We start from the raw sequence: 22,823 nt of genomic DNA, 5'->3' as shown, positions 1-22,823 counted from the left end.
CTGCCCGGCCCGGTATTGCCAAAGGAAGCCGGCACGGCTATCCTAGAAGCGATGCCGGGGGGTGGTCGGTTGGTTCCCTTCGTCAAGATGCATGGCCTGGGGAACGACTATGTGTTCGTGGACCTGGTGAGTCGCGGGCTCCCGGATGTGGGAGAGCGTGATTACCCCGCCCTGGCGCGGGCGGTGAGCGATCGCCACCGGGGCGTGGGGTCGGACGGCCTCATCCTGGTGCTGCCGCCCCCGGCGCAAGGCAGCCCCCACCGCATGCGCATCTTTAACGCCGACGGTTCCGAGGCGGAGATGTGCGGTAACGGGGTGAGGTGCTTTGCCTTTTACCTGTACAGCCGGGGATACTGCCCGGGGCCGGACTGCGACGTGGATACCCTTGCGGGCAGTATCCACACCCGCATCCTGCGGGTGGACAGGTGGGCGGGTGAGCCCCGGCGCGCCGGGGTGCGGGTGGATATGGGCCCCCCCCGCGAGTGGCGGGAGCTGGTCGTCGCGGCAGGCAGGCGGGAGTTCCGGGTGATGTCCGTGTCCATGGGAAATCCCCACGCCGTCATCCTGGATGGCTGGGATGACGCCGACTTCCCGGTTTACGGTCCCCAGCTCGAGAGGAACCCGGCCTTCCCGCAGGGTGCCAACGTGGAGTTCGTGCGCGTCCGCCATCCCGGCCTGCCCGAGGGCGCGGCGGCCGGAGGCAGCCACGCGCCGCTGAGTGGTGGCGACCTGGCTCCGGGGGGCGGGCACCTGGAGGTGCTGGTGTGGGAAAGGGGGTCGGGTCCCACCCTGGCCTGCGGGACGGGAGCGTGTGCCTCCCTGGTGGCGGCGGTCCTGCAGGGGAGGGCGGCCCGGCGGGCACGGGTTTCCCTGCCCGGAGGGGACCTGGAGGTGGAGTGGACTTCCGAGGGCAACGTGTACATGACAGGGCCCGCCGAGGAGGTGTGCCGGGGCGAGTTCCTCTGGCCCTGATGTGTGTCCCCGCAGGTGGGCTGGGCCAGGCGCGCGTGGTTGGCGAAGAACTGGAGGTGGGTGAGCCATGCCGCAGGTGGCGAAGAGGATAGCGAGTGTTCCGCCGTACTTATTTGCCCGCATGGATAAGGTGCGCAAGGAGCTGGCGGCGCGCGGGGTGGACGTGATCAGCCTGGCCATCGGTGACCCCGACGTACCCACGCCGGGATATGTGGTGGATGCCCTGAACCAGGCCGCCCGGGACCCTGCCACCCACCGCTACCCGCCCTATGAGGGTACGGCGGAGTTCCGCCGCGCCATGGCCGACCGGTACCGGCAGCGGTTCGGGGTGGACCTGGACCCCGACCGGGAAGTGATGACCCTCATCGGTTCCAAGGAGGGCATCGCCCACCTCTTCTGGGCTTTCGTCGATCCCGGGGATGTGGTGATCCTGCCCGATCCCGCCTACCCGGTGTACCGCACCCATGCTGCCCTGTGCGGGGCGCGTATCCACTCCATGCCCCTCCTGCCCGAGAGGGGCTTCCTGCCCGACCTGGAGGCCATCCCGGAGGAGACGGCGCAGGCAGCCAAGCTCATGTTCATCAACTACCCCAACAACCCCACCGCTGGGGTGGCCGACCTGGACTTCATGCGCCGGGCGGTGGATTTCGCCCGCCGCTACGACATCCTCCTGTGTCACGATGCCGCCTACATCGAGAACACCTACGACGGCTTCGTGGCCCCCAGCGTGCTGCAGGTTGAGGGCGGCAAGAACGTGGCCCTGGAGTTCTACTCGCTGTCCAAGCCCTTCAACATGACGGGATGGCGCCTGGCGGCGGCGGTAGGCAACGCGGCCGCCGTGGCGGGGCTGGGGATCATCAAGACCAACACCGACTCGGGTCAGTTCGCCGCCGTGCAACGGGCGGGGGTCAAGGCGCTCGAGGACAGCCCCGACCGGTTCATCGCCTCCATGAACGAGGTGTACCGTGAGCGGCGCGACCTGGTGGTGTCCACCCTGCGGGAACTGGGGTTCGACATCCGGCCGCCGCGGGGGAGCTTCTACATCTGGCTGCGCGTTCCCGAGGGCTCGACGGACGAGGATTTCTCCACCCGTCTGCTGGAGAAGGCGGGGGTAATGGTTACGCCGGGGTCGGCGTACGGGCAAACGGGACGTAGCTTCGTGCGCATCTCCCTCACCGTGCCTACCTCGCGTCTGGAGGAGGCCATGGGTCGCCTCCGCGCCAGCCTGTGAGGGGAGCGGTGGCATGCGCAGCATGAGCGGATACGGGTGCGGGGAAGCCCGCGCGGCCGGCTGGCGGGTGAGGGTGGAGGTGCGCAGCCTCAACCACCGCTTCCTGGATGTGGCCCTGCGCTTCCCCCGCTTCTGCCTGGCCCTGGAGGAGCGGGTGCGCGAGCTGATGGAGCAGCGCCTGCAGCGGGGCCGGGTGGAGGTGTTCCTCACCGCCGAGTCCACCGGGGATCTGCCCCGCCAGGTGCGGGTAGACCGTTCCCTGGCGCAGGCATACCACGCCGCCCTGCAGGAACTGGCCCACGCCCTCGGCGACGCGGGTATCCGGGAAGGGTCCTCCGAGGGGGAGCAGGTCAGGGCGCAGCCGGGTCCGGGAGAAGTGACCTGGATCGCCCAGCTGCCCGGGGTGATGGAGCCGGGCGAGGCCGAGGTGGACGCAGAAGCGGTGTGGGCGGCAGCGCTGCCCGCTCTGGAGCAGGCCCTGGGCTCGGTGCAGGAAATGCGGGCCGCCGAGGGGGAGCGGCTGGCAGCCGACCTGAGCGGCCGGATCGCGCGGCTGCGGGAACTGGTGGCCGGGGCACAGGATCGCGCGCCTCGGCTGGAAGAGGAATACCGGGAGCGGCTGGTCAGGCGGCTGGAGGAACTGGCTGTTACGGTGGAGCCCGCCCGGCTGGCGGCGGAGGCCGCCCTGCACGCCGAGAAGGTGAGCATCCACGAGGAGCTGGTGCGTCTGGAGTCGCACCTGGGCGAAATGGAGCGGCTGCTGCCCGGGGACGAACCGGTGGGGCGGCGCCTGGACTTCCTCCTGCAGGAGGCATTCCGGGAGGCCACCACCATGGCCGCCAAGGCCCAGGACGCGGGCATCTCCGCGCTGGCGGTCGAGATCAAGGCCGAACTTGAGAAAATGAGAGAACAGGGACAGAATGTGGTGTAGGGCCGGATGCAGCAGGGGAGGTTGCCATGGAGCTGAGGCTGGTCAACGTAGGATTTGGTAATATAGTGTCGGCGAACCGCATTGTGGCCATTGTGAGCCCGGAGTCGGCGCCCATCAAGCGCATCATAGGTGAGGCCCGGGACCGGGGGTTGCTCATCGATGCTACCTACGGCCGGCGGACGCGGGCGGTGATCATTGCCGATTCGGGTCACGTGGTGCTGTCGGCCGTGCAGCCGGAGACGGTGGCCCATCGCGTGGGGGGCAGAGAGCCGGTTGAAGAGGAGGCGGAATCGCCGGAAAGGGAGTGACGGCTCCCTCATGGAAACCGGACTGCTGGTGCTCCTTTCCGGACCATCCGGCGTGGGTAAGGGTCGGGTGAGAGAGGCGCTCACCGCGCGGATGACCGACCTGGTATACGCGGTGTCGGCCACCACCCGGGCTCCCCGTCCGGGTGAGGTGGACGGGGTGCACTACCACTTCCTCGATGAGGAGGAGTTCCACCGGCGTCTGCGCGCGGGCGATTTCGTGGAATGGGCCAACGTTTACGGGCATCTGTATGGTACTCCGGGTGAGCCGGTGCGGCGCCTGTTATGCGAAGGGCGTACGGTCATCATGGAGAAGGACGTGCAGGGGGCGCGCACGCTCCGGGAGGTGTTCCCGGAGGCGGTGTTCATCTTCCTCCTTCCCCCATCGGTGGAGGAGCTGTGGCGCCGGCAGGAGGGACGGGCTACCGAAACGGAGGAGAGCCTGGCCGTGCGCAGGCAGGCGGCGGCGGTGGAACTGGCGGAGGTGGAGTGGTACGATTATGCGGTGGTGAACGACGATCTGGAGCAGGCGGTGGCCATGCTCAGTGCCATCATCACCGCGGAGCGGTGCCGTGTCAGCCGGGTTCTCGCCGGACTGAGCTTTTCAGGGCGCCTCAAGGACGCATGAAGGAGAGGTGACACCTTGGACCTGGTGGATTTGCCCCTCGAGCAGTTGCTGCCCTATGTGGATGCCAAGTACACCCTGGTTTCCCTGGCGGCCAGGAGGGCGCGGGAGTTGCTGGATGGTCACCCACCCCTCCTGCTGAGCCGTTCCACCAAGCCGGTCACCGTGGCTCTGGAGGAGATAGCGAACGGGCTCATCACGTACCGGCGCGAGGTCATCAGGATGAAGTAGGCCAGGCGCCCCAAGGGGGGGCGTTCCCGGGAGGGGGTGAGGGGCGGTGCCCCCGGAGCACTCCGCGACAGGTGATTCCGGCGAGCGGGTCCTGGCGGGAAAGACAGTGGTGGTGGGCATCACCGGTGGGATTGCCGCCTACAAGGCGGTAGAGGTGGTGAGCCGCCTGCGCCGGCTGGGGGCGGATGTCCACGTGGTGATGACCCGGGCCGCCACCCGGTTCGTGACTCCGCTCACCCTGCAGACCATTTCGGGGAATGCCGTGGTGACCTCCATGTTCTCGCGGACGACCCGCTGGAACGTGGAGCATGTGGCCCTGGCGGATAGGGCGGACCTGCTGCTGGTGGTGCCCGCCACCGCCAACGTGGTGGGTAAGGTGGCGGCAGGGGTCGCCGATGATTTCCTCACCACCACCATCATGGCCTGCCGGGCGCCGGTGGTGTTCTGTCCCGCCATGAACTTCCGCATGTACGAGAACCCGATTTTCCAGGCGAACGTGGCCCGGCTCGAGGATCTGGGGTACCGCTTCGTCCCGCCGGAAGCGGGCTGGCTGGCCGAGGGCACGGTGGGGGTGGGCAGGCTGCCCGACCCCTCCCTGATCGTGGACCGGGTGGTGCAGATGCTGGGCGGACCGTCCGCGGGCGGGGGCGACCTGGCCGGATGCCGGGTGCTGGTCACGGCCGGGCCCACCTGGGAGATGATCGATCCCGTTCGCTTCATATCCAATCCCTCTTCGGGGAAGATGGGATATGCCCTGGCCCGGGCGGCCAGGATGCGAGGGGCGGCTGTGGTGCTGGTGTCCGGCCCCGTGGCCCTGCCGCCGCCCGAAGGGGTCGAGCTGGTCCCTGTCACCTCGGCCGAGGACATGTTCGGCGCCGTGATGGACAGGTTGCCCGGAACCGACCTGGTGTTGAAGGCCGCGGCGGTGGGCGATTGGCGGCCGCGCCTGGTGCACCCGTCCAAGGTCAAGAAGGAGCAGATGGCGGCCTGGGTTCTGGAGCTGGATCCCACGCCGGATATCCTGGCGGAGGTGGGCCGGCGCAAGGGAAAGACGGTGGTGGTGGGGTTCGCTGCCGAGACGGATGACATCGAGCGTCACGCCCGGGAGAAAATCGCCTACAAGAATCTGGATTTGCTGGTGGTGAACGATGTGAGCCGTCCCGGCGTGGGTTTCGCCAGCGACGACAACCAGGTCACCCTCTATTGGCCGGACGGATCCAGCGAGGACCTGCCCGCCATGAGAAAGGCCGAGCTGGCCCACCGCATCCTGGACCGGGTTGTCCCCGTGGTGCGGGCACGCCGCGGTGGGTAAGTTGTCCGAAGAGGATTACGTGCAGGTGGTTGAAGAGGATTACGTGCAGGTGGTTCTGGACGGCGCTCCCGCACCGGCGGGCGGTATCTGGACTTATCTGGTTCCGCCCCACCTCAAGGGTTCTCTCAGGGTGGGCCAGCGGGTGGAGGTGCCCTTTGGTGGCCGGGTGATGGAGGCAACGGTGGTGGGGTGGGGTGGGCCCCCCGGGCGGGGAGAGGCCCGCCCCGTGCTGGGTACGGTTCCCCAGCGGGTGGATTTGCCGGAGGAGCTGGTGGGGCTTGCCCTCCGGGTGGCAAAGCTGTACCAGTGCTCTCCGGCGGCCGGCCTGCGCTGCGTATCCCCCCCGGCGCTGCGGGTGGACGAGAGGGAGACGGTGCGCCTGCTGGTCTCCGGGGAGGAACTCATGGCGCGGGCCGGGTCCCTTCGTTCCCCGCGGGCCAGGCGGCTGGCTGGGGTGCTGGCGGCCGCGCCCCGCCGCCGGAGCTTCCCCCTGGGGGAACTGGAAGACACCTGGGGGGAGGGGGCCGGGTCGCTTCGGGACACGCTGCGATTGATGTCCCGGCACGGACTGGTACAGGTGGTGAGGGCCCGGCGCGCCGCTTCCTCCCCCCGGGGGAAGGCGGCGCCTGCTTCCGCCCCCGCGGGCGGCCCGCGCGGTGGTATCCCGGTCCCGGCGGCTGAGGGCGTTCGGCCCGCTCACCCTTCTGCCCGTGTTCCCGCGGGCGGCCCGGCCGAGACACTGGTTCTGTGGGGCGGTGACCCTTACGGGCGAGCTGAGGCTTACCTGGAGACCGTGGAGGAGGCCCTGGCCCGGGGCCAGACCGCGATCGTGCTGGCTCCATCCATCGAACAGGTGAACAGGATGGCGGGATGGTGGCGCTCCCGCCTGGGGGAGCGCCTGGCAGTGCTGCACGCGGGACTTACGCCGGCACGCAGGCAGGGGGCGTGGCTATCCCTGGCCCGGGGTGAGGCGCGGGTGGCTCTGGGCACCCGGTCGGCGGTGTTCGCGCCGGTAGGGGATGGGGACCGGGCCCTCGAGGTGGTGGTGCTGGAGAGGGAGCACGACGAGGCCTACAAGCAGGAGGAGGTGCCCCGTTATCACGCCGGCCGGGTGGCTGCCCTGCGCCCGGCGCGCCAGGTGGTGCTGGGGAGCAGCACGCCGCGGCTGGAGACCTTCTTCCGGGCCGAGCGGGGCGAGTATGGTCTCCGGCAGCTCCCCGCCCCCGGGCGCCCCCCCGTGACCGTGGTCGATGTGCGCCTGGCGGCAGGAGGCCCTCGCCGGGGGAGCCTCAGCGGCCCCCTCCGGGCTGCCCTGGCTCGGGTGGTGGCACGCAGGGAGAGGGCGGTACTGTTCCTGAACCGCCGCGGGTATGCGGCCGCCCTGTCCTGCCGGGAATGTGGTCAGTCTCTGGGGTGCCCGCGCTGCCGGGTCTCCCTGGTGTACCACCGTCCGGGATGGCTGCACTGTCACCTGTGCGGGTTCTCGCGCCCCGTTCCCGATGTGTGTCCCTTGTGCGGTGGCCGGCAGCTGGGCCTGGTCGGCGCCGGCACCCAGAAGGTGGAGCAGGAAGTGCAGCAGTTTCTCCCCGGCACGCCCGTGCTCCGCCTGGATTCGGATGTGGCTTCCTGTCCCGACCGGGTGCAGGAGTTGTGGGAAGCCTTTCTGGCCCGCCGCCCGGCGGTCCTGGTGGGCACGCAGATGGTGGCGGGGGGAGCCCAGTTCCCCGACCTGGGGCTGGTGGCCGCGGTCAACGCCGACGTGGGCCTCCACCTGCCCGACTTCCGGGCTGCGGAGCGCACCTTCTCGCTGCTGTACGATCTCGGGGAGATGGCGGTGGACTGGGGTGGAGAGGTTATGGTGCAGACCCATCACCCCGACCACCATGCCATCCGGGCGGCGCGCGTGCACGATTACCGGGAGTTCTACCGGGAGGAGATCGGGTCGCGCGAGGAGCTGGGCTACCCCCCCTTCTCCCACCTGGTGCGGTTGATCTTTGCGGCTCCCCGTGAGGAGGAGGCCCGGCGGGCCATGGAAGACCTGTGTGCTGAGCTCCCGGCCGGAGCGGGAGTGGAGGTGCTGGGGCCGGCGCCGGCGCCCCTTTCGCCCCTCAAGGGGTCTTTCCGCTGGGTCGCGCTCTTGAAGAGCCGGGAACCCGAGGGAGCCGCTGTCATGCTCCAGGAAGCCATGGCCAGGTCGGGAATGGAACGGCGGCGTGGGGTAAGACTGACTGTGGACGTCGATCCTTATGATATGCTTTGAGGGGGGTGAGGCGGGAGCGTATGGCATCGGGTGATGTAAAGCAAGATCCCGATCCCGTGTTACGCAAGGTGGCCAAGCCCGTGCGCAAGGTGAACCGCCAGGTGCGGGAGTTGCTGGACGACATGCTGGTGGCCATGCGCCGGGCCCGGGGAGTGGGACTGGCGGCCCCCCAGGTGGGTATATCCCGGCGGGTGATCGTGGTGGATGTGGGCGGGGGACCCATCGAACTCGTGAATCCCGAGATCGTCCACGCGGAAGGAAGCGAAACCGGGGTGGAGGGGTGCCTGTCCGTCCCCGGCCTGGTGGGAGATGTGCCCCGCTACCGGAAGGTTACCGTGAGCGGGCTCAACCGGTACGGACGCCAGATCTGGGTGGAGGCGGAAGGTATGCTGGCACGGGCCGTGCAGCACGAGATCGACCACCTCAATGGCATCCTGTTCCTGGACCGGGCCATGGAAGTGCGTGAGGTACTACCGGCACCGCGCGTAGTTCTCCTGGGGACGGGAGAGTTCGCCCTGCCCACGCTGGAAGCCCTGCACGAAGGGTGCGATCTGGCGGCCGTGGTTACCCGGCCCGATCGGCCCCGGGGCCGGGGCCTCCTGCCCGGAGCGCCCGCGGCCAAGGAGCGGGCTCGGGAACTGGGGATCGAGGTGTGGCAGCCCGCCTCCCTGGGGGAGGAGGAATTCCTGGCCAGGCTGCGATCCCTGGAGCCCGACTACCTGGTGGTGGCCGATTTCGGCCGCATCCTTCCCGCTCCCTTGCTGGCGATGGGGAAGGGGGTGATCAACCTCCATCCTTCCCTGCTGCCCCGGTGGCGGGGCCCGGCACCCATCGAACGGGCCATCATGGCGGGCGACGAGGTGACCGGGGTCACCACCATGTACGTCTCTGAGCGGGTGGATGCCGGAGACATCATCCTCCAGAAGGAGGTACCCGTTTCCCCCGAGGACACCGGGGGCAGCCTGCGGGCCCGGCTGGCCCGGGAAGGGGCCGAACTGGTGGTGAACACGGTGCATCTTCTGGTCAAGGGGGAAGCTCCCCGCCGGCCTCAGGACGAAGGGCTGGCGACCTACGCCGCGCCCATCACGGCGGCCGACGAGGTGGTGGACTGGGCCGGGTCGGCCGACGACGTGGTGAACCGTGTGCGCGCCCTCGCTCCGGTTCCCGGGGCACGTACGCGCTGGTGCGGACGTCAATTGAAGGTGGGGCGGGCACGTAAGCACGAAGCCGCACCTGGTGGGGCATCGCCGGGCGAGGTGATGGCTGTGAGCGAGGAGGGATTTCTGGTAGCGTGCAGCAGGGGAGCGGTGGAAATCCTCGAAGTGCAACCGGAGGGACGGCGCTGGATGCCGGCGGCGGACTTCCTGCGCGGTTACCACCTTCGGGTGGGGGAGTTTCTGGGAAAGGAGGGGGATTAGCTTGTACTGGGGCTACGGTATGGACGCCGGCCTGCTGCTCTTTGTCCTGCCGGCGTTCATCTTCTCCCTTTACGCCCAGGCGCGGGTGAGCGGCACCGCCCAGCAGTTCTCTCGGGTAATGGCCTCGGTGGGGAAGACGGGGGCCCAGGTGGCGGAGGAACTGCTGTGGCGAGCGGGCGTAAGGGAAGTGCGGGTGACGAGGACGCCGGGAGTGCTGAGCGATCACTACGATCCCCGCCAGCGCGTGCTGCGTCTGTCGCCCGCGGTCCACGACGGCCTTTCCATCACCGCCGTGGGGGTGGCCGCCCACGAGGTGGGGCATGCCATCCAGCACGCGGTGGGTTACGGGCCCCTGGCCCTGCGCAACCGCCTGGTGCCAGTGGTGAGCTTCGGCTCTCAGGCCGCCATTCCCCTGTTTTTCGTGGGGCTCATCATGGGTTCGGGCTCCCTCATGAATCTGGGGCTGATCCTGTTCCTGGGAGCGGTGGTGTTCACCGCCATCACCCTCCCGGTTGAGTACAACGCCAGCTCGCGGGCCCTGGCCGAACTGCAGGCGGGCGGCTATCTGCGCACGGAGCGGGAAGCAAGGGGCGCGCGGGCGGTGCTCAACGCCGCCGCTCTCACCTACGTGGCTGCCCTGGCCATGGCGGTGGCCCAGTTGCTCCGCATGTTCATGCTGGCCCGCAGCCGGGAGGATTAGGTGTCCGCCACCCCCGGCCGGGAGCTGGCGCTGCGCATCCTGGGCGAGGTGGAGAAGGGCGCATACGCCGATGTGGCTTTCGCGCGGCTGAGCCGTCAAGAGAAGGACCCCCGCGAGCGGGCCTTTGCCCAGGATCTGGCGTACGGGGTGGTGCGCTATCTCCTCCCCATAGACCACGGCCTGGCCCGTTACCTGCGGCACCCTCTGGAGAAGCTCCCCGCGCCCATCCGCAATGCTTTGCGCATGGGCGCGTATGAGCTCATGTTCGGCGGCGGTGCGTCTTACGCGGCCGTGTCCCAGGCGGTGGAACTGGCTCGCGCCCACGGGCATGCGGGGACGGCTTCTCTGGTGAACGCCGTCTTGCGCAGGGTGGCAGAGGAGCCCCGCCCGCGCGTGCGGGGGGAGGGCCTTTCGCTGGTCTACTCGTTTCCGGAGTGGCTGGTGCAGCGGTGGGTGCAGAGGCTGGGGAGTGAGGAGACCGAGGCCCTCTGTGCCGCCCTCAACCGCATCCCTCCTCTGAGCGGGCGAGGCAACCTGACCCGCGTCGCGGCCGAGGGACTTCTTTCCCGCCTGGAGGAAGAAGGAGTGCGGACTCGCCCCGGGCGTTATCGGGGCGAGTGCTTCGTGGTGGAGGAAAGCCCGGTTCCCGTGGCGGAGCTGCCTGCTTTCCGGGAGGGACTGTTCTCGTTGCAGGACGAGGGTTCCGCCCTGGTGGCGCCCGTGCTCGATCCCCGCCCCGGCGAGCGGGTGGTGGATGCCTGCAGCGCCCCGGGCACCAAGACCGCCCACCTGCTGGAGTTGATGGGCGGGCGCGGAGAAGTGCTGGCCGTAGACATCAACCCCCGGCGCCTGCGCCTGGTGGAAGAGGGTTGCTCGCGGCTGGGGCTGGGGGGGCTGCGCCCGGTGGCGGGGGACGCCCGCCGCCTGGGCGATTTGCTGCCCGATGCCTGGGGAGGAGAGGCGGATCGCATCCTGGTGGATGCCCCCTGCTCGGGCCTGGGGGCCCTGGCCAGGCGGCCGGACCTGCGCTGGCGGCGCCGGCAGGCGGACCTGGAGACCCTGGCCCGGCTGCAGGGGGAGATTCTGGACGGGGTCGCCTCCGCTCTGGCTCCCGGCGGCACCCTGGTGTATTCCACCTGTACCACGGAGCCGGAGGAAAACCAGCAGGTGGTGGATTCCTTCCTGGACCGCCACCCCGACTTCGTCGCCGACGACCCGGCGCCGTGGCTGCCGGAGAACCTGCGCGGGGAGTCCCGCAAGGGGTGGCTGCAACTCTGGCCGCACCGGCACGGAACTGACGGCTTTTTCATATGCCGGCTGCGTAAACACAGAAAGGGATGAATGGACTAGAAAGAGAACTCTGGGAGCGGGGGTGCAAGGGGTGAGGGCCTGGGCTGCCTCGGACTGCGGGTTGGTGCGCGGCCACAACGAAGACGCCTACCTGGTTCTCGAGCTGGGCGACGGTCTGGCCTGTGCGGTGGCCGATGGCCTGGGGGGCATGCAGTCCGGGGAAGTGGCGGCTGCCCTGGCTGTGGAGGTGGTGCGGGAGCACCTGACCCGGCAACTGGTCCGGGCGCCCGGCCGGCCGCTGCCGGCGCATCCTCAGGCGGGCGGCACGCTGGTCGATCCACCGGCGGGCGGGGCTTTGGCCGAGCCGATGGCGGGCAGGGCGGCTGGGGAAGTACTGCGGGATGCCATCCTGGCGGCCCACCGCCGCATCGGAGAAGCGGGACGATCCCGGGGGGCCGTGATGGCCAGCACCCTCACCCTGGGACTGCTTGCTCCCGGGCGGCTGGAGATCGCCCACGTGGGCGACAGCCGCGCCTACCTGTTCCGCCCGGCCACGGGACTGAGGAAACTCACCCGGGACCATTCCCGGGTGGGCGATTTGCTGTGGCGGGGGGAGCTCACGGAAGCCCAGGCGCGCCTTCATCCCCAGCGCCACCTGCTGGACCAGGCGGTGGGGACGGGAGAATTGATCCGGGTGGATCTCCTCGGGGGCGATCTGGAGCCGGGAGACATCCTGCTCCTGTGCACGGACGGGCTCACGGCGGTGGTGGACTCTGCCGAGATCGCCCGCGTCCTGGCTGAGGGCGACCTTTCCCTGGCTCCCGGGCGCCTGGTGGAGATGGCCAACAGGCGGGGCGGGCCCGATAATGTCACAGTGGTGGTGGCGGAGGCACATTGGGAGGACACTCGTTGATCGGCCGGAAACTAGGTGGTCGCTATCAGATAGTGGAGCGGCTGGGCGCGGGCGGCATGGGAGTGGTGTACCGGGCCGAGGACACCTGGCTGGGTCGCACCGTGGCCATAAAGGTATTGCGGCCGGAGCTGGCCGCCGATGCTGACTTCCTCCGCCGCTTCCGGCGGGAGGCAAAGGCGGCGGCGTCTCTCTCTCACCCCAACGTGGTGAGCCTTTTCGACGTGGGGCAGGACGGGGACCTCCATTATCTGGTTATGGAGTACGTGCCCGGTCCCACCCTGGAGGAGCGCCTGGACCAGGGACCTTTGCCGCCGGCGGAGGCGGTGCGGGTGACTTCCCTGGTGGCCACGGCCCTGGAGCATGCCCATTCCCACGACGTCGTCCACCGGGACGTCAAGCCCCAGAACATCCTGCTGGCGCCACGCGGGCAGGTCAAGGTTGCCGATTTCGGCATCGCGCGGGCGGGGGTGGCTTCTACGGTCACCCATCCTGGAGCCATCGTGGGTTCGGTGCATTACCTGGCTCCAGAGCAGGTCCAGGGAGCTCCGGGAGACCAGCAGGCGGATGTATATTCCCTGGGTGTGGTCCTGTACCGCATGCTGACCGGGCGGCTGCCCTTCGAAGGGGACAACCCCATCAGTGTGGCTCTGAAGCACGTCCGAGAGGAGCCTCAGCCCCTGCGCCGGCTGGCGCCCCGCACCCCACCCGGGCTGGAGAGGGTGGTCATGCGGGCGCTGTGCAAGGATCCGGGCGGGCGGTATGCGTCTGCGGCCGATTTCCTGGCCGCTCTGCAGGGCATTGATGCGCAGCCCGGGGCGGCTGCCGTGCGGGGAGGTGAGGCGGTGGTCGGGGAGCGGAGCCGCAACCCGGTACGCCACGGCCGGGTGACCAGGCGTCCCCGCCTGGTGGCCTGGGTGCTCTTCGCCATCCTGCTGGTGGGCGCGCTGGCATACGGAGGTCATGCCTTCCTGCGGTGGTGGTACGTGCCCACTCTCACCACTCCCAACGTGCTCAGGATGGACCTGAGTTCCGCCCAGGAGCAGTTGCGGGCCCGGGGGCTGCAGTACGAGGTGGTGGGGCAGCAGTATTCGTCGGAAGTGGAGGTTTCCTGCGTCATCGGTCAGGACCCTGACCCGGGAGAACCGGTGAAGAAGGGCGGCATGGTCAAGCTCTGGATCAGCCTGGGCCCCGAGTTCGTCAAAGGCGGGGTGCCGGCGGTGGAGGGTAAGAGCGCACGCGAGGCCGAGGAGATCCTGCGCTCCGGCGGGCTGGAGGTCAGGACCACTTACCGGTACGATAATGAGAAACCCAAGGACACGGTAATATCCCAGCGGCCCCGGGCGGGGGACCCTGCCGTGAGGGGTGCAGTGGTGGACCTGGAGGTTTCTTCCGGCCCCGAACCGAAGCCGGTTTCAGTACCGTCCGTTTACGGTCTCACCGTGGACCAGGCCGCCGCCCGGCTCAAAGAGGCAGGGCTGGCGCTGGGTACGGTGGACGAAGTACCCAATGCCCTGCCCCGGGGGATGGTGTGCGGGCAGGAGCCGGCGGCGGGGCAGACGGTGGCCCAGGACACGGTGGTGAATATCAAGCGCAGCAAGAGCACTGCTCTGCCCGTGCACCGTTCCCTGATTCTGGTTTCCGTCCCCGGGAAGGCCGAAGAGACCCGTCTGGTCCAGGTGGAGGTGTCGGACGAGCTGGGTACGGCGGTGGTGTATTCCGCGCCCAGGGCGGGGGGTTCCGACTTCCCGGTGGTGGTGACCTGGGCGGGCAACCAGGGGTCGGTCAGGATTCTTTGCGACGGACAGGTGGTGTCCCAGGTGGCACTGAAGTAGGAGCGGTAGGCGGTGCGGGGACAGGTGCTGGGGTGTTACGGTGACCGGGTGGTGGTGCGCTCGGAGGAAGGGGAAGAGCTGAGCTGTCGCCTGCGGGGTCGCCTGCGCCGGGAGGCCCTGGGTGTGGTGGCGGGTGACCTGGTGCGGGTGGGGGGGAGCCGGGCGGCTCCCGTGGTGGAGGAGGTGCTCCCCCGGCGCAACCTGATGGACCGCCCCCCGGTGGCCAACGTGGACCAGGTGCTGGTGGTGTTCTCGTACCGGGATCCCCCCCTGGACCTGGGGCAGGTGGGCCGGGTGCTGGTGGGTGCGGAGAAGGCGGGCGTGGATGCGGTGGCGGTGGTGAGCAAGGCCGATCTGATGGGGGAAGAGGAGCGGGAGGAGGTGCGGGAGCTGTTCCGCGCCGTCCCCTACCGGCTGGTGGTGACGAGCAGCGTAACGGCAGAAGGCCTGGAGGAACTGAGGCCGTTTCTCCGCGGCCGGGTTTCGGTGCTGGCCGGTGCGAGCGGGGTGGGCAAGTCCGGCCTGCTCAATGCCCTTAAGCCCGGCCTGGGTCTGGCCACCGGGGAAATATCCCCTCGCATAAGGCGGGGGCGCCATACCACCCGCCTGGCGCGGTTGCTGGATGTGGACGGCGGGACGGTGGCCGACACGCCGGGGTTTTCCCGCCTGGACCTGGGCGGCGTGGAGCCGCGGGAACTGGCGACGCTGTTCCCCGAGATGGCGCCGCTGGCACCCCGGTGCCGCTTCGCCGATTGCTACCACCGGGCCGAGCCGGGGTGCGAAGTGCGCCGGGCGGCGGAAGAAGGCGGGGTGGCTCCCTGGCGCTACCGCCTATACCTGGAGCTCCTGAGCGGCATCGAGGAGGCTTTACCCTGGTGAGCGAGGGACGGGGCATGGTGCGGGCAAAGAACGTGAAAGTGGCGCCCTCCTTGCTGGCGGCCGACTTCGCCGACCTGGGCCGGGCGGCGCGGGCGGCCGAGCAGGCGGGCGCCGATCTCCTGCACATCGATGTGATGGATGGTTGCTTCGTGCCCCCCATCACCCTGGGGCAGCAGGTGGTAACGGCTATCAGGCCCCTGGTGCGCATCCCCCTGGACGTCCACCTCATGACAGTCCACCCCGAACGGCACCTGGTCTCCTTTCGGGACGCGGGGGCGGACATAATAACGGTGCATGCCGAAGCCTGCCCTCACCTGCACCGGGTGCTGGGAAGGATAAGGGAATTGGGGGCGCAGGCGGGGGTGGCTTTCAATCCCGCCACCTATCCGGGGGTATTGAAGTACGTGGGGGACCTGGTAGACGTGGTGCTGGTGATGACCGTCAACCCGGGGTACGGAGGCCAGGCCCTGATCCCCGCCACCCTGCGTAAGGTGGAGGAAGTGTCCCGCCTGGGCCTGCGGGCTGAGATCGAAGTGGACGGGGGCATCAACCCGGAGACGGCCCTCCTGGCGCGGCGGGCCGGCGCCACCATCCTGGTGGCGGGTACTTCCGTGTTCGGGGCGCCGGACTACGCCGCTGCCATGAGAGCGCTGCGCACCGCCCCTGCCGGCCCGGGAATATAATGTGAGGGACCTGGGCATGAGGGAGGATGAATCCGGTGATCAGGTTCAACGTGTACAGGGTTCCCCGCGCCCTGGGGCCCATCGTACGCCTCCTGGCCCGCGCGCTGGGCCGGCGGGCGTCCTGACCGGGATCGCCGGGGAGGAACCGGGCAGCCTGCCGGGTGACTACCTGGTGCGGGCGGTGGTGAGGGACTCTCCCCTGGTCGGCCTGGCCGTCCGCCTCACCCGGGCCGTGGGAGAGGCCCGCCGCCGCCACCGCCTGTCCGCCCTGGCCACGGCCGCCCTGGGCCGGGCTCTGGCCGGGGCTGCTCTGCTGGCGGCCACCCTCAAGGGTGACGAGAGTATCACCATCCGGGTCGTGGGTGACGGTCCCCTGGGAGGGATTATTGCCGAAGGCCGGGCCGGAGGGGCGGTACGGGGATACGTGGAGAATGCCGCCGTCGAACTTCCCCCCACCGCCGACCACAAGCTGGACGTGAGCCGGGGGGTGGGACGGGGATACATGTACGTTACCAGGGACATGGGGCTGAAGGAGCCATATACGGGGCGTGCTCCCCTGGTCAGCGGGGAGATCGCCGGTGACCTGGCCTACTACCTGGCCACTTCTGAGCAGACGCCTTCAGCGGTGGCTCTCGGGGTCCTGGTGGAGCCCCGGGGGCGCGTGCGAGCCGCCGGGGGACTGCTGGTGCAGGCACTCCCCGGAGGGGACGATCGGCCGGAGCTGGCGTACCTGGAAGATAACCTGAGGACGCTGCCCGCACCCAGCGCCCTCATAGAACAGGGCAACGCCCCCGAGGACATCATGCTGGGGGCCTTTGCCGGTTACCCGGCGTCGTTCTCCCCGCCCCAGCCGGTACGCTACCGCTGCCGGTGCACGCGGGCGCGGCTGCTGGAGGCTCTTGCCACAATCGATCTTGACGATGCGGAGGAAGGCGAGATCCTGGAAGCTCGATGTCACTTCTGCGGCCACATCTATCGGGTGCCGGTGGGGGAGGTCAGGGCTCTTCTCAAACGGCCCGCTGCACCTTCCCCGCCTTGAGGCATCTGGCACAAACCAGGGCACGCCGCACCCGCCCGTTTTCCACGATACGGATCTTCTGCAGGTTGGGGTTCCACCGTCTCTTGGTACGCCGGTGGGAGTGGCTGATCTGGAACCCGACCCAGGCATCCTTACCACACACTACGCATTTGCGCCCCATTCGCATACCCCTTTGACAGAGAATCGGTCCCATTTTAGCATGGGATTGCTGAGGTGTCCACTGCAGGCAATGCAGTCCGGGGGCGATGCAGGCTGGAGGCAAGGCGCTGGGAGGCAATGCGGGCCGGAGGGAATGCGGTTTGCCCTATGAGTTGACGAACCGGCGGGGGAACGTGGTGTGGAGCGAGGAGGTCATTGCCACCCTGGCGGGCGCCGCTGCCAGCGAATGCCCGGGGGTGGTGGGAATGGCCGCCCGGGGAGTAGGGGCTCTGGCGGAGTTGTTGGGGCGGGACAGCCTGGCCCGCGGGGTGGAGGTCTCCGTTCGGGAAGGAAAAGTCCATCTGACCTTGAACATCATGGTGGGATACGGTAACCGCATACCCGCCGTGGGCCGCGACGTGGCCGAACGGGTGCGCGGCGCGGTGGAGGAAGCCGGGATCCCCGTGGGTCGCATAACCGTGCAGGTGCAGGGCGTACGCGTTTAGGGGCGGGCCGGGGGTTGTGGCGCCGGGGGTCGGCGGGTGAGGCCTGCGGGTGGGATCTGCGGGGGGAGGAGATGTGGCGGGACGTATCGGGGGATGGGATCTGCGCCGCATGATCGGCCTTGCCACCGGGTACCTGGAAAGGCACCGGGCCGAGGTGGACCAGCTCAACGTTTTCCCGGTGCCGGACGGCGACACGGGCACCAACCTCCTGCTCACCATGCGCTCCGCCCAGGCGGAAATGGACAGGGTGAACTCGTCTTCCCTCGGCGAGATGAGCGGAGCCCTGGCCCGGGGATCCTTGCTGGGTGCCCGCGGCAACTCCGGAGTGATTCTCTCTCAGATTTTCCGGGGCCTGGCCCGTACGTTCGAGGGCAAGGGGGAGGCGGACGGGCTGGACCTGGGCTTGGCCCTCCAGGAGGGAGTGCAGGCCGCCTATCGGGCGGTGGTCCGCCCCGTGGAGGGGACCATCCTCACGGTGGCGCGGGAGGCTGCCCGCCGGGCGGTAGAGGTGGGAAAGCGCACCCGCGACGCGGTGGTGGTCCTGCGGGAAGCCTGGAACGGTGCCCGCGAGACCCTGGGACACACACCGGACCTCCTGCCCGTGCTGAAAAGGGCAGGTGTGGTCGATGCCGGGGGACAGGGTCTGGTCTACATCCTGGAGGGCCTGCTGGCTGCCCTGGTGGGAGAAGAAGGTTCGGCCCAGATGGTCGAGCCCCAGCCGGTGAGCGTGTCGGCGATGGGCGTGGGAGCCTTCCCCTATGACGTGGTGGCCACCGTGCGGGTCCGGGGGCGATGGTCGCGGCTGCGCCAGGAGCTGGCCGCCCTGGGGGATTCCCTGGTGCTGGCCGAGGAGGACGAGTTCGCACGCGTTCACCTGCACACCGCTTCCCCCGACCGGGTGGTGGCCCTCCTCATGGACGAGGGGCTGGCGGAACTGCGGGTTGAGGACATGCGCCTGCAGGTGGAGGCGCACACCGGCGCGCCCTTCGGGGGCTCGGGGGCTCGCTCCGACGACCTCACGCGGGTGGCGGTGGTGGCAGTGGCACCCGGAGACGGGTGGGCCGAAGTGCTGGCCAGCCTGGGTGCGGCGGTGGTGGCCGGCGGTCCCACCATGAACCCCAGCGCCAGCGAGCTGATGGAAGCCGTCAGGCAGGCCCGCGCCCGCGAGGTGGTGGTGCTCCCCGGTCACCCCAATGCCTGGGCGGTGGCCCGCCAGGTGGCCTCTCTCAGTCGCATGCCGGTGCGGGTGGTTTCGGCCCTCTCCCCTGCCCAGGCCGTGGCTGCCGCTCTGGCCTTCAACCCCGAGGTGGGTGGCTCGGAGAACGTGGCCGCCATGCAGGAGGCGGCGGGGCGGGTGAAAACGCTTCAGGTCACCCGGGCCGTGAGGGATGCGGCGGTGGAAGACGTTCCCGTCCGTCGGGGTGACGTCGTGGGTTTCCTGGAAGAGGATCTGGTGGTGGTGGCCCCCACGTGCGAAGAGGCCGTGCTGGCGCTCCTGGAGCGGGCGGTGACGGGGGAAATGACGGCCGTGACCCTGTTCTACGGGGTGGACGTGGATGGGGCCCGGGCCGCTGCCCTGGCCGATCGGGTACGGTCCCGCTACCCGGGGTTGCTGGTGGAGGTCCACTACGGGGGCCAGCCCCTGCAGCATTACGTGATCTCGGTGGAGTGATTGGGATTGGCTGATCGCGGACTGGACATGCCCCTGCGCTTCTGCAAGGGGGTGGGGCCGGTGCGGGCGCGGGATCTGGCTCGCCTGGGACTGCGCACGGTGGGGGATCTGCTGTATTACTTCCCCCGGCGTCACGAGGACCGGCGGGAGCTCCTTCCCGTGGGCAGGCTGCGACCGGGAGAGGTGAACACGGTGCGCGGCGTGGTATCGGTGATCGAGGAACGCCGTCCCCGGCCGGGGCTTTCCCTGTTGCGGGTGGGGTTGAGCGATCATACGGGCACCGTGTGGGGAATCTGGTTCAACCAACCCTATCGCAAGAACCAGTTCCGCCGGGGCCTGACGGTGATATTCTCCGGGCGGGTGGAGAGACGTTTCGGCGAGTGGCGCATGGACAATCCCGAGTACGAGGTGGAGACGGGGGCGGATCCCCTGCACGTGGGTCGCCTGGTGCCCGTATATCCCCTCAAAGAGGGTGTGTTCCAGCGCCCCCTGCGCACCCTGGCCAAAGAGGTGGTGGATGAGTTCGCGCCTCTGGTCCCCGACATCCTCCCTGCGGGGGTTCGGGAAGGGGCAGGCCTGGTTTCCGCCGTAGTGGCCCTCCGGGACATGCATTTCCCCCCGAGCGCGGGTGACCTGGAGGCGGCCCGCCGCAGGCTGGCCTTCGAAGAGCTTTTTGTGCTGCAACTGGCCATTGCCCTGCAGAAGCGTCAGGTCAGGGAGCGGCAGGGGATCGGTCACCCGCCCGACGGGGAGATGCTGGGGCGGTTTCGCGCCCGGCTCCCCTACCGGTTGACGGCTGCCCAGGAACGGGTGTACTCCCAGATCCGGACCGACATGGAGTCGCCCCGTCCCATGAACCGCCTGCTGCAGGGGGACGTGGGTTCGGGGAAGACCGTGGTCGCCGCCATGGCCGCCCTCAAGGCCGCGGCCGCCGGGTACCAGTGCGCCTTCATGGTGCCCACCGAGATCCTGGCCGAGCAGCACTATCAGAATCTGGTTCCCCTGCTGGCCCCGCTGGGCATTGCGGTGGGTTTGCTCACGGGCAGCCAGGCTGCCGCCGAGCGCAACCGGGTGATGGAGGCCATGGACAAAGGGGTACCGGGGGTATATGTGGGCACCCACGCCCTCATCGGCGAGGGCGTGGCGCTGCCCCGCATGTCCCTGGCCCTCACCGACGAGCAGCACCGCTTCGGGGTGAGACAGCGGGCCACGCTGCTGGAAAAGGGCCTGGCCGCCGACGTGCTGGTAATGACTGCCACCCCCATCCCCCGTACCCTGGCCCTCACCGTGTTTGGCGACCTGGACCTGAGCGTCATCGATGAGATGCCCCCCGGGCGCCGACCGGTGCAGACCCACTGGCTCCCCTCCGCCCGCCGGCCGGAGGCCTACGCCTTCGTCCGCCAGCAGGTGCAGCAAGGGAACCAGGCTTACGTGGTCTGCCCGCTGGTGGAGGAATCGGACCGGCTGCAGGCTGAGGCTGCCACCAAACTCGCTGGCGACCTGCAGGAGGGCGATCTGCGCGGGATACGGGTAGGACTGGTGCATGGGCGGCTGCCGGCCCGCGAGCGAGAGGAAGTGATGTCCCGGTTCCGGGCGGGGGAGATCCAGGTGCTGGTGGCCACCACGGTGATCGAGGTGGGTGTGGACGTCCCCGCCGCCACGGTCATGGTGGTGGAAGGGGCGGAGCGCTTCGGCCTGGCCCAGCTCCATCAGCTGCGGGGCCGCGTGGGTCGGGGAGACCGGCCCTCCTTCTGCCTGCTCATCGGGGATCCCGGAAGCGAGGAGGCGCGCATGCGCCTGCAGGCCATGGAGCGGACGGCCGACGGCTTCGAAATTGCCGAAGAAGATCTGCGCCTGCGCGGTCCGGGGGAGCTGCTGGGAGTGAAGCAGCACGGCGTCCCGGATTTCAAAGTGGCCAACCCAATCCGGGACCTCCCCCTGCTGGAGCAGGCCCGGTCCGCAGCCGCTTCCCTGGTGAACGCTGATCCGGGACTGCGCCTTCCCGAGCACCGGATGCTCCGGCAGATGCTCCTGGACCGCTACCGGGAGCGCCTGGACCTTATCCAGGTGGGCTGACCGGGCATGGTGCAATTTTCTTTGCCAATTGCATGGCGACCCGCAGGTTGCATTTGCACAAAGGGGTCGCTTTCACCGGTTTGCCCATAGGGTTCCAGCATAACTGGGCGCGCGGGAGTGAAACTAGGATCAGAAAGCTGCAAGGAGGTGAACTTCCGTGGCCCAGGGTCAAAAAAGGAACCGCGCGCTCGTGCGTGAGGCCGGACCCGCACTGCAGAACTTCAAGTACGAGGTGGCCGGTGAGGTGGGAATCACTCCTCCTGCCGACGACTACTGGGGTGACTTCTCGTCCCGGCAGTGCGGCGCCGTGGGCGGCCACATGGTGCGCCGGATGATCGAGCAGGCTGAGCGTTCCCTGGCCGGAGGTACGACCCCGCCCAGGCCGCCAGGCCGGTAACGGGACAGGGCAGTGAGAGATGCCCGGCGGTACGCCGGGCATCCCCTTTTTGGGGCATTTTTCGGGCAAAGACCTTGCGGGCCTTGGGTGGGCCCGCCATCCCCCGTCTGCCCGTCAACGCAGATAGCGGGCCACTTCTTCCTCGGTGATGCCGGGGTGGAAGGCGGCGTTGATTCCGCCCGCAATGATGCGCGCCATTTCTTCCACGTCGGCGTCCACCTCCTTCGGGGTGACCACCATTTCTCCGGTGAGGGGACGCAGCACCCCGCCCAGGATCTCTTCCTTGCCCTGGGCATCCAGTCCCTGCAGATAGGTGCGCAGGCCTGCCGCCTGGGGCACCTGCTGGCTTAGCTGGCCGATGGCTTCCATGGCGATGGTCAGGGCGTATACCACGGTGGGGCATCCCACCGCGATTACCGGGGCACCCACCGATTCGCGGTCCACGCTCAGGCGGCGGTTCCCCACCCCCGAGCCCGGCCTGATGCCCGAATCGGCAAGCTGCACCGTGGTCATCATCCGGTCCAGGCTGCGGGCGGCCAGAGAGTCCACCGCCACCACCAGGTCGGGTTCGACCCGGTCCACCACGCCCCGGATCACCTCTCCCGTTTCGATACCGGTCACACCGAGCACGCCCGGGGCCATGGCGCACAGGCCGCGCATGCGTCCCTTCAACTCGGGCGGCACCATGTCCCGCAGGTGGCGGGTGACGAACACCTGCTCCACCACCCGGGGACCCAGGGCGTCCGGGGTGGCTCGCCAGTTTCCCAGTCCCACCACCAGCACGGTGGCGTCGGCCCGCAGGCGAGCCAGGCCTGCCAGCTCCTGGGCGATCACTCCGGAGAGGCGCTCTCCCAGTTCGCGGCTGCGGGAGCGCAGGTCCGGCGCTTCAATGGTGACGTAGGTACCCGGAGGTTTACCCATCATGGCCGCACCGTCCTCGTCCTGGACGACCACCCGCGTCACCTTGATGCCGTCCCGGGGGAACTCCTGGACGCTCACCCCCGGGATTTCCCTCCCGGTACGGGCCCGCACCCGCTCGGAGGCCTCGAGGGCCAGATCGGTGTATGCGTCGCACTCGCGAAAGAGGTCCTCCCCTGTCGCCAAAGCCATCCCACCTCCCCGCCGGGTTCCCCTGGGTATGCTTTCCCGCCCTCGGTCACCTATTCCGGCGATGTGCGGGCGTAAGAGAGGGAGAGCGGGGGTATAAGAAAGAGCACGGAGGCACTTGCGTTATAGTTCTGGTTGATGGGCCCCGGGACCGGCCTTGCAGGATTGTGAACGGAAGGGTTATATTGGATGGGGTCAAGGCCCAGGGGTTTCTGGCTCTGAAAGTGAAATTTATCACTATTCGAAGGGGGTGAGCCAACCCGGCACCAAGTGGCAGGGACCCGATCCCGGACTGCAGATGCAAGG

Annotated in this window: 22 protein-coding genes; 20 read left to right on the top strand and 2 right to left on the bottom strand. The window is 69.0% G+C overall.

Features of this window, described 5'->3' with window-relative positions:
• Positions 1–87: 87 nt before the first annotated feature.
• The 16 genes from dapF (at position 88) to hslO (ending at position 16,621) form a co-directional block, all read left to right on the top strand.
• The gene (dapF, locus tag QME70_11295; protein ID MDI6895160.1) at positions 88–972 is read left to right on the top strand and encodes a diaminopimelate epimerase; all 885 of its coding nucleotides are present in this window, start codon (positions 88–90) and stop codon (positions 970–972) included.
• 67 nt (positions 973–1,039) lie between these two features.
• Positions 1,040–2,203, top strand: coding sequence for an LL-diaminopimelate aminotransferase (locus QME70_11290; GenBank protein ID MDI6895159.1), 1,164 nt, complete (start codon positions 1,040–1,042; stop codon positions 2,201–2,203).
• Between the two features lie 13 nt (positions 2,204–2,216).
• Positions 2,217–3,134, top strand: coding sequence for a YicC/YloC family endoribonuclease (locus QME70_11285; protein ID MDI6895158.1), 918 nt, complete (start codon positions 2,217–2,219; stop codon positions 3,132–3,134).
• A gap of 26 nt (positions 3,135–3,160) precedes the next feature.
• On the top strand, positions 3,161–3,442 hold the full coding sequence (locus QME70_11280; GenBank protein MDI6895157.1) for a DUF370 domain-containing protein: 282 nt from the start codon (positions 3,161–3,163) through the stop codon (positions 3,440–3,442).
• 10 nt (positions 3,443–3,452) lie between these two features.
• Positions 3,453–4,067, top strand: coding sequence for a guanylate kinase (gene gmk / locus QME70_11275; protein ID MDI6895156.1), 615 nt, complete (start codon positions 3,453–3,455; stop codon positions 4,065–4,067).
• Between the two features lie 15 nt (positions 4,068–4,082).
• Positions 4,083–4,295 (top strand): DNA-directed RNA polymerase subunit omega, encoded by a 213-nt coding sequence (gene rpoZ / locus QME70_11270; GenBank protein MDI6895155.1) that lies wholly within the window; start codon positions 4,083–4,085, stop codon positions 4,293–4,295.
• A 46-nt stretch (positions 4,296–4,341) separates the two neighbouring features.
• Positions 4,342–5,607 (top strand): bifunctional phosphopantothenoylcysteine decarboxylase/phosphopantothenate--cysteine ligase CoaBC, encoded by a 1,266-nt coding sequence (gene coaBC / locus QME70_11265; protein ID MDI6895154.1) that lies wholly within the window; start codon positions 4,342–4,344, stop codon positions 5,605–5,607.
• Between the two features lies 1 nt (position 5,608).
• Positions 5,609–7,867 (top strand): primosomal protein N', encoded by a 2,259-nt coding sequence (priA, locus tag QME70_11260; GenBank protein MDI6895153.1) that lies wholly within the window; start codon positions 5,609–5,611, stop codon positions 7,865–7,867.
• 20 nt (positions 7,868–7,887) lie between these two features.
• Complete coding sequence (gene fmt / locus QME70_11255) at positions 7,888–9,285, top strand: methionyl-tRNA formyltransferase (GenBank protein ID MDI6895152.1); 1,398 nt, start codon at positions 7,888–7,890, stop codon at positions 9,283–9,285.
• Position 9,286: 1 nt separating this feature from the next.
• The gene (locus tag QME70_11250) at positions 9,287–9,985 is read left to right on the top strand and encodes a zinc metallopeptidase (protein MDI6895151.1); all 699 of its coding nucleotides are present in this window, start codon (positions 9,287–9,289) and stop codon (positions 9,983–9,985) included.
• Positions 9,986–11,326, top strand: coding sequence for a 16S rRNA (cytosine(967)-C(5))-methyltransferase RsmB (gene rsmB, locus QME70_11245; GenBank protein MDI6895150.1), 1,341 nt, complete (start codon positions 9,986–9,988; stop codon positions 11,324–11,326).
• 40 nt (positions 11,327–11,366) lie between these two features.
• Positions 11,367–12,188, top strand: a complete 822-nt coding sequence (locus QME70_11240) for a protein phosphatase 2C domain-containing protein (GenBank protein MDI6895149.1) — start codon at positions 11,367–11,369, stop codon at positions 12,186–12,188.
• Entirely contained in the window at positions 12,185–14,020 is a 1,836-nt protein-coding gene (locus tag QME70_11235; GenBank protein MDI6895148.1) for a PASTA domain-containing protein, read from the top strand. The genes QME70_11240 and QME70_11235 overlap by 4 nt, the downstream gene beginning before the upstream one ends.
• 12 nt (positions 14,021–14,032) lie before the next feature.
• Complete coding sequence (gene rsgA, locus QME70_11230) at positions 14,033–14,899, top strand: ribosome small subunit-dependent GTPase A (protein MDI6895147.1); 867 nt, start codon at positions 14,033–14,035, stop codon at positions 14,897–14,899.
• A 14-nt stretch (positions 14,900–14,913) separates the two neighbouring features.
• The gene (gene rpe, locus QME70_11225) at positions 14,914–15,582 is read left to right on the top strand and encodes a ribulose-phosphate 3-epimerase (GenBank protein ID MDI6895146.1); all 669 of its coding nucleotides are present in this window, start codon (positions 14,914–14,916) and stop codon (positions 15,580–15,582) included.
• Positions 15,583–15,754: 172 nt separating this feature from the next.
• Entirely contained in the window at positions 15,755–16,621 is an 867-nt protein-coding gene (gene hslO / locus QME70_11220; protein ID MDI6895145.1) for an Hsp33 family molecular chaperone HslO, read from the top strand.
• Here the strand turns inward: hslO and rpmB are convergent.
• The gene (gene rpmB / locus QME70_11215; protein ID MDI6895144.1) at positions 16,590–16,781 is read right to left on the bottom strand and encodes a 50S ribosomal protein L28; all 192 of its coding nucleotides are present in this window, start codon (positions 16,779–16,781) and stop codon (positions 16,590–16,592) included. The genes hslO and rpmB overlap by 32 nt on opposite strands.
• Before the next feature lie 139 nt (positions 16,782–16,920).
• Between rpmB and QME70_11210 the strand changes: the two genes are divergently transcribed.
• From QME70_11210 to QME70_11195, 4 genes are all read left to right on the top strand, one after another.
• Complete coding sequence (locus QME70_11210) at positions 16,921–17,265, top strand: Asp23/Gls24 family envelope stress response protein (GenBank protein MDI6895143.1); 345 nt, start codon at positions 16,921–16,923, stop codon at positions 17,263–17,265.
• A 73-nt stretch (positions 17,266–17,338) separates the two neighbouring features.
• Positions 17,339–18,937, top strand: a complete 1,599-nt coding sequence (locus tag QME70_11205; GenBank protein MDI6895142.1) for a DAK2 domain-containing protein — start codon at positions 17,339–17,341, stop codon at positions 18,935–18,937.
• A gap of 6 nt (positions 18,938–18,943) precedes the next feature.
• Positions 18,944–21,013: an ATP-dependent DNA helicase RecG gene (recG, locus tag QME70_11200; protein ID MDI6895141.1), complete on the top strand. Its 2,070-nt coding sequence runs from the start codon at positions 18,944–18,946 to the stop codon at positions 21,011–21,013.
• 157 nt (positions 21,014–21,170) lie between these two features.
• Positions 21,171–21,410, top strand: coding sequence for an alpha/beta-type small acid-soluble spore protein (locus QME70_11195; protein ID MDI6895140.1), 240 nt, complete (start codon positions 21,171–21,173; stop codon positions 21,408–21,410).
• Between the two features lie 114 nt (positions 21,411–21,524).
• Here QME70_11195 and gpr read toward each other — a convergent pair whose 3' ends face one another.
• Entirely contained in the window at positions 21,525–22,514 is a 990-nt protein-coding gene (gene gpr, locus QME70_11190) for a GPR endopeptidase (protein ID MDI6895139.1), read from the bottom strand.
• Positions 22,515–22,823 lie beyond the last annotated feature (309 nt).

Source organism: Bacillota bacterium (genome assembly GCA_030019365.1).
Classification (GTDB): Bacteria; Bacillota; Sulfobacillia; order JACIYH01; family JACIYH01; genus JACIYH01.
This window is presented reverse-complemented; position numbering and strand designations above follow the sequence as displayed.

What these genes read in the sequence shown, in the direction of transcription:
- dapF (MDI6895160.1), top strand. Translation starts at nt 88, where the DNA reads ATGCATGGCCTGGGGAACGACTATGTGTTCGTGGACCTGGTGAGTCGC.
- QME70_11290 (MDI6895159.1), top strand. Translation starts at nt 1,040, where the DNA reads ATGCCGCAGGTGGCGAAGAGGATAGCGAGTGTTCCGCCGTACTTATTT.
- QME70_11285 (MDI6895158.1), top strand. Translation starts at nt 2,217, where the DNA reads ATGCGCAGCATGAGCGGATACGGGTGCGGGGAAGCCCGCGCGGCCGGC.
- QME70_11280 (MDI6895157.1), top strand. Translation starts at nt 3,161, where the DNA reads ATGGAGCTGAGGCTGGTCAACGTAGGATTTGGTAATATAGTGTCGGCG.
- gmk (MDI6895156.1), top strand. Translation starts at nt 3,453, where the DNA reads ATGGAAACCGGACTGCTGGTGCTCCTTTCCGGACCATCCGGCGTGGGT.
- fmt (MDI6895152.1), top strand. Translation starts at nt 7,888, where the DNA reads ATGGCATCGGGTGATGTAAAGCAAGATCCCGATCCCGTGTTACGCAAG.
- rpe (MDI6895146.1), top strand. Translation starts at nt 14,914, where the DNA reads ATGGTGCGGGCAAAGAACGTGAAAGTGGCGCCCTCCTTGCTGGCGGCC.
- rpmB (MDI6895144.1), bottom strand. Translation starts at nt 16,781, where the DNA reads ATGGGGCGCAAATGCGTAGTGTGTGGTAAGGATGCCTGGGTCGGGTTC.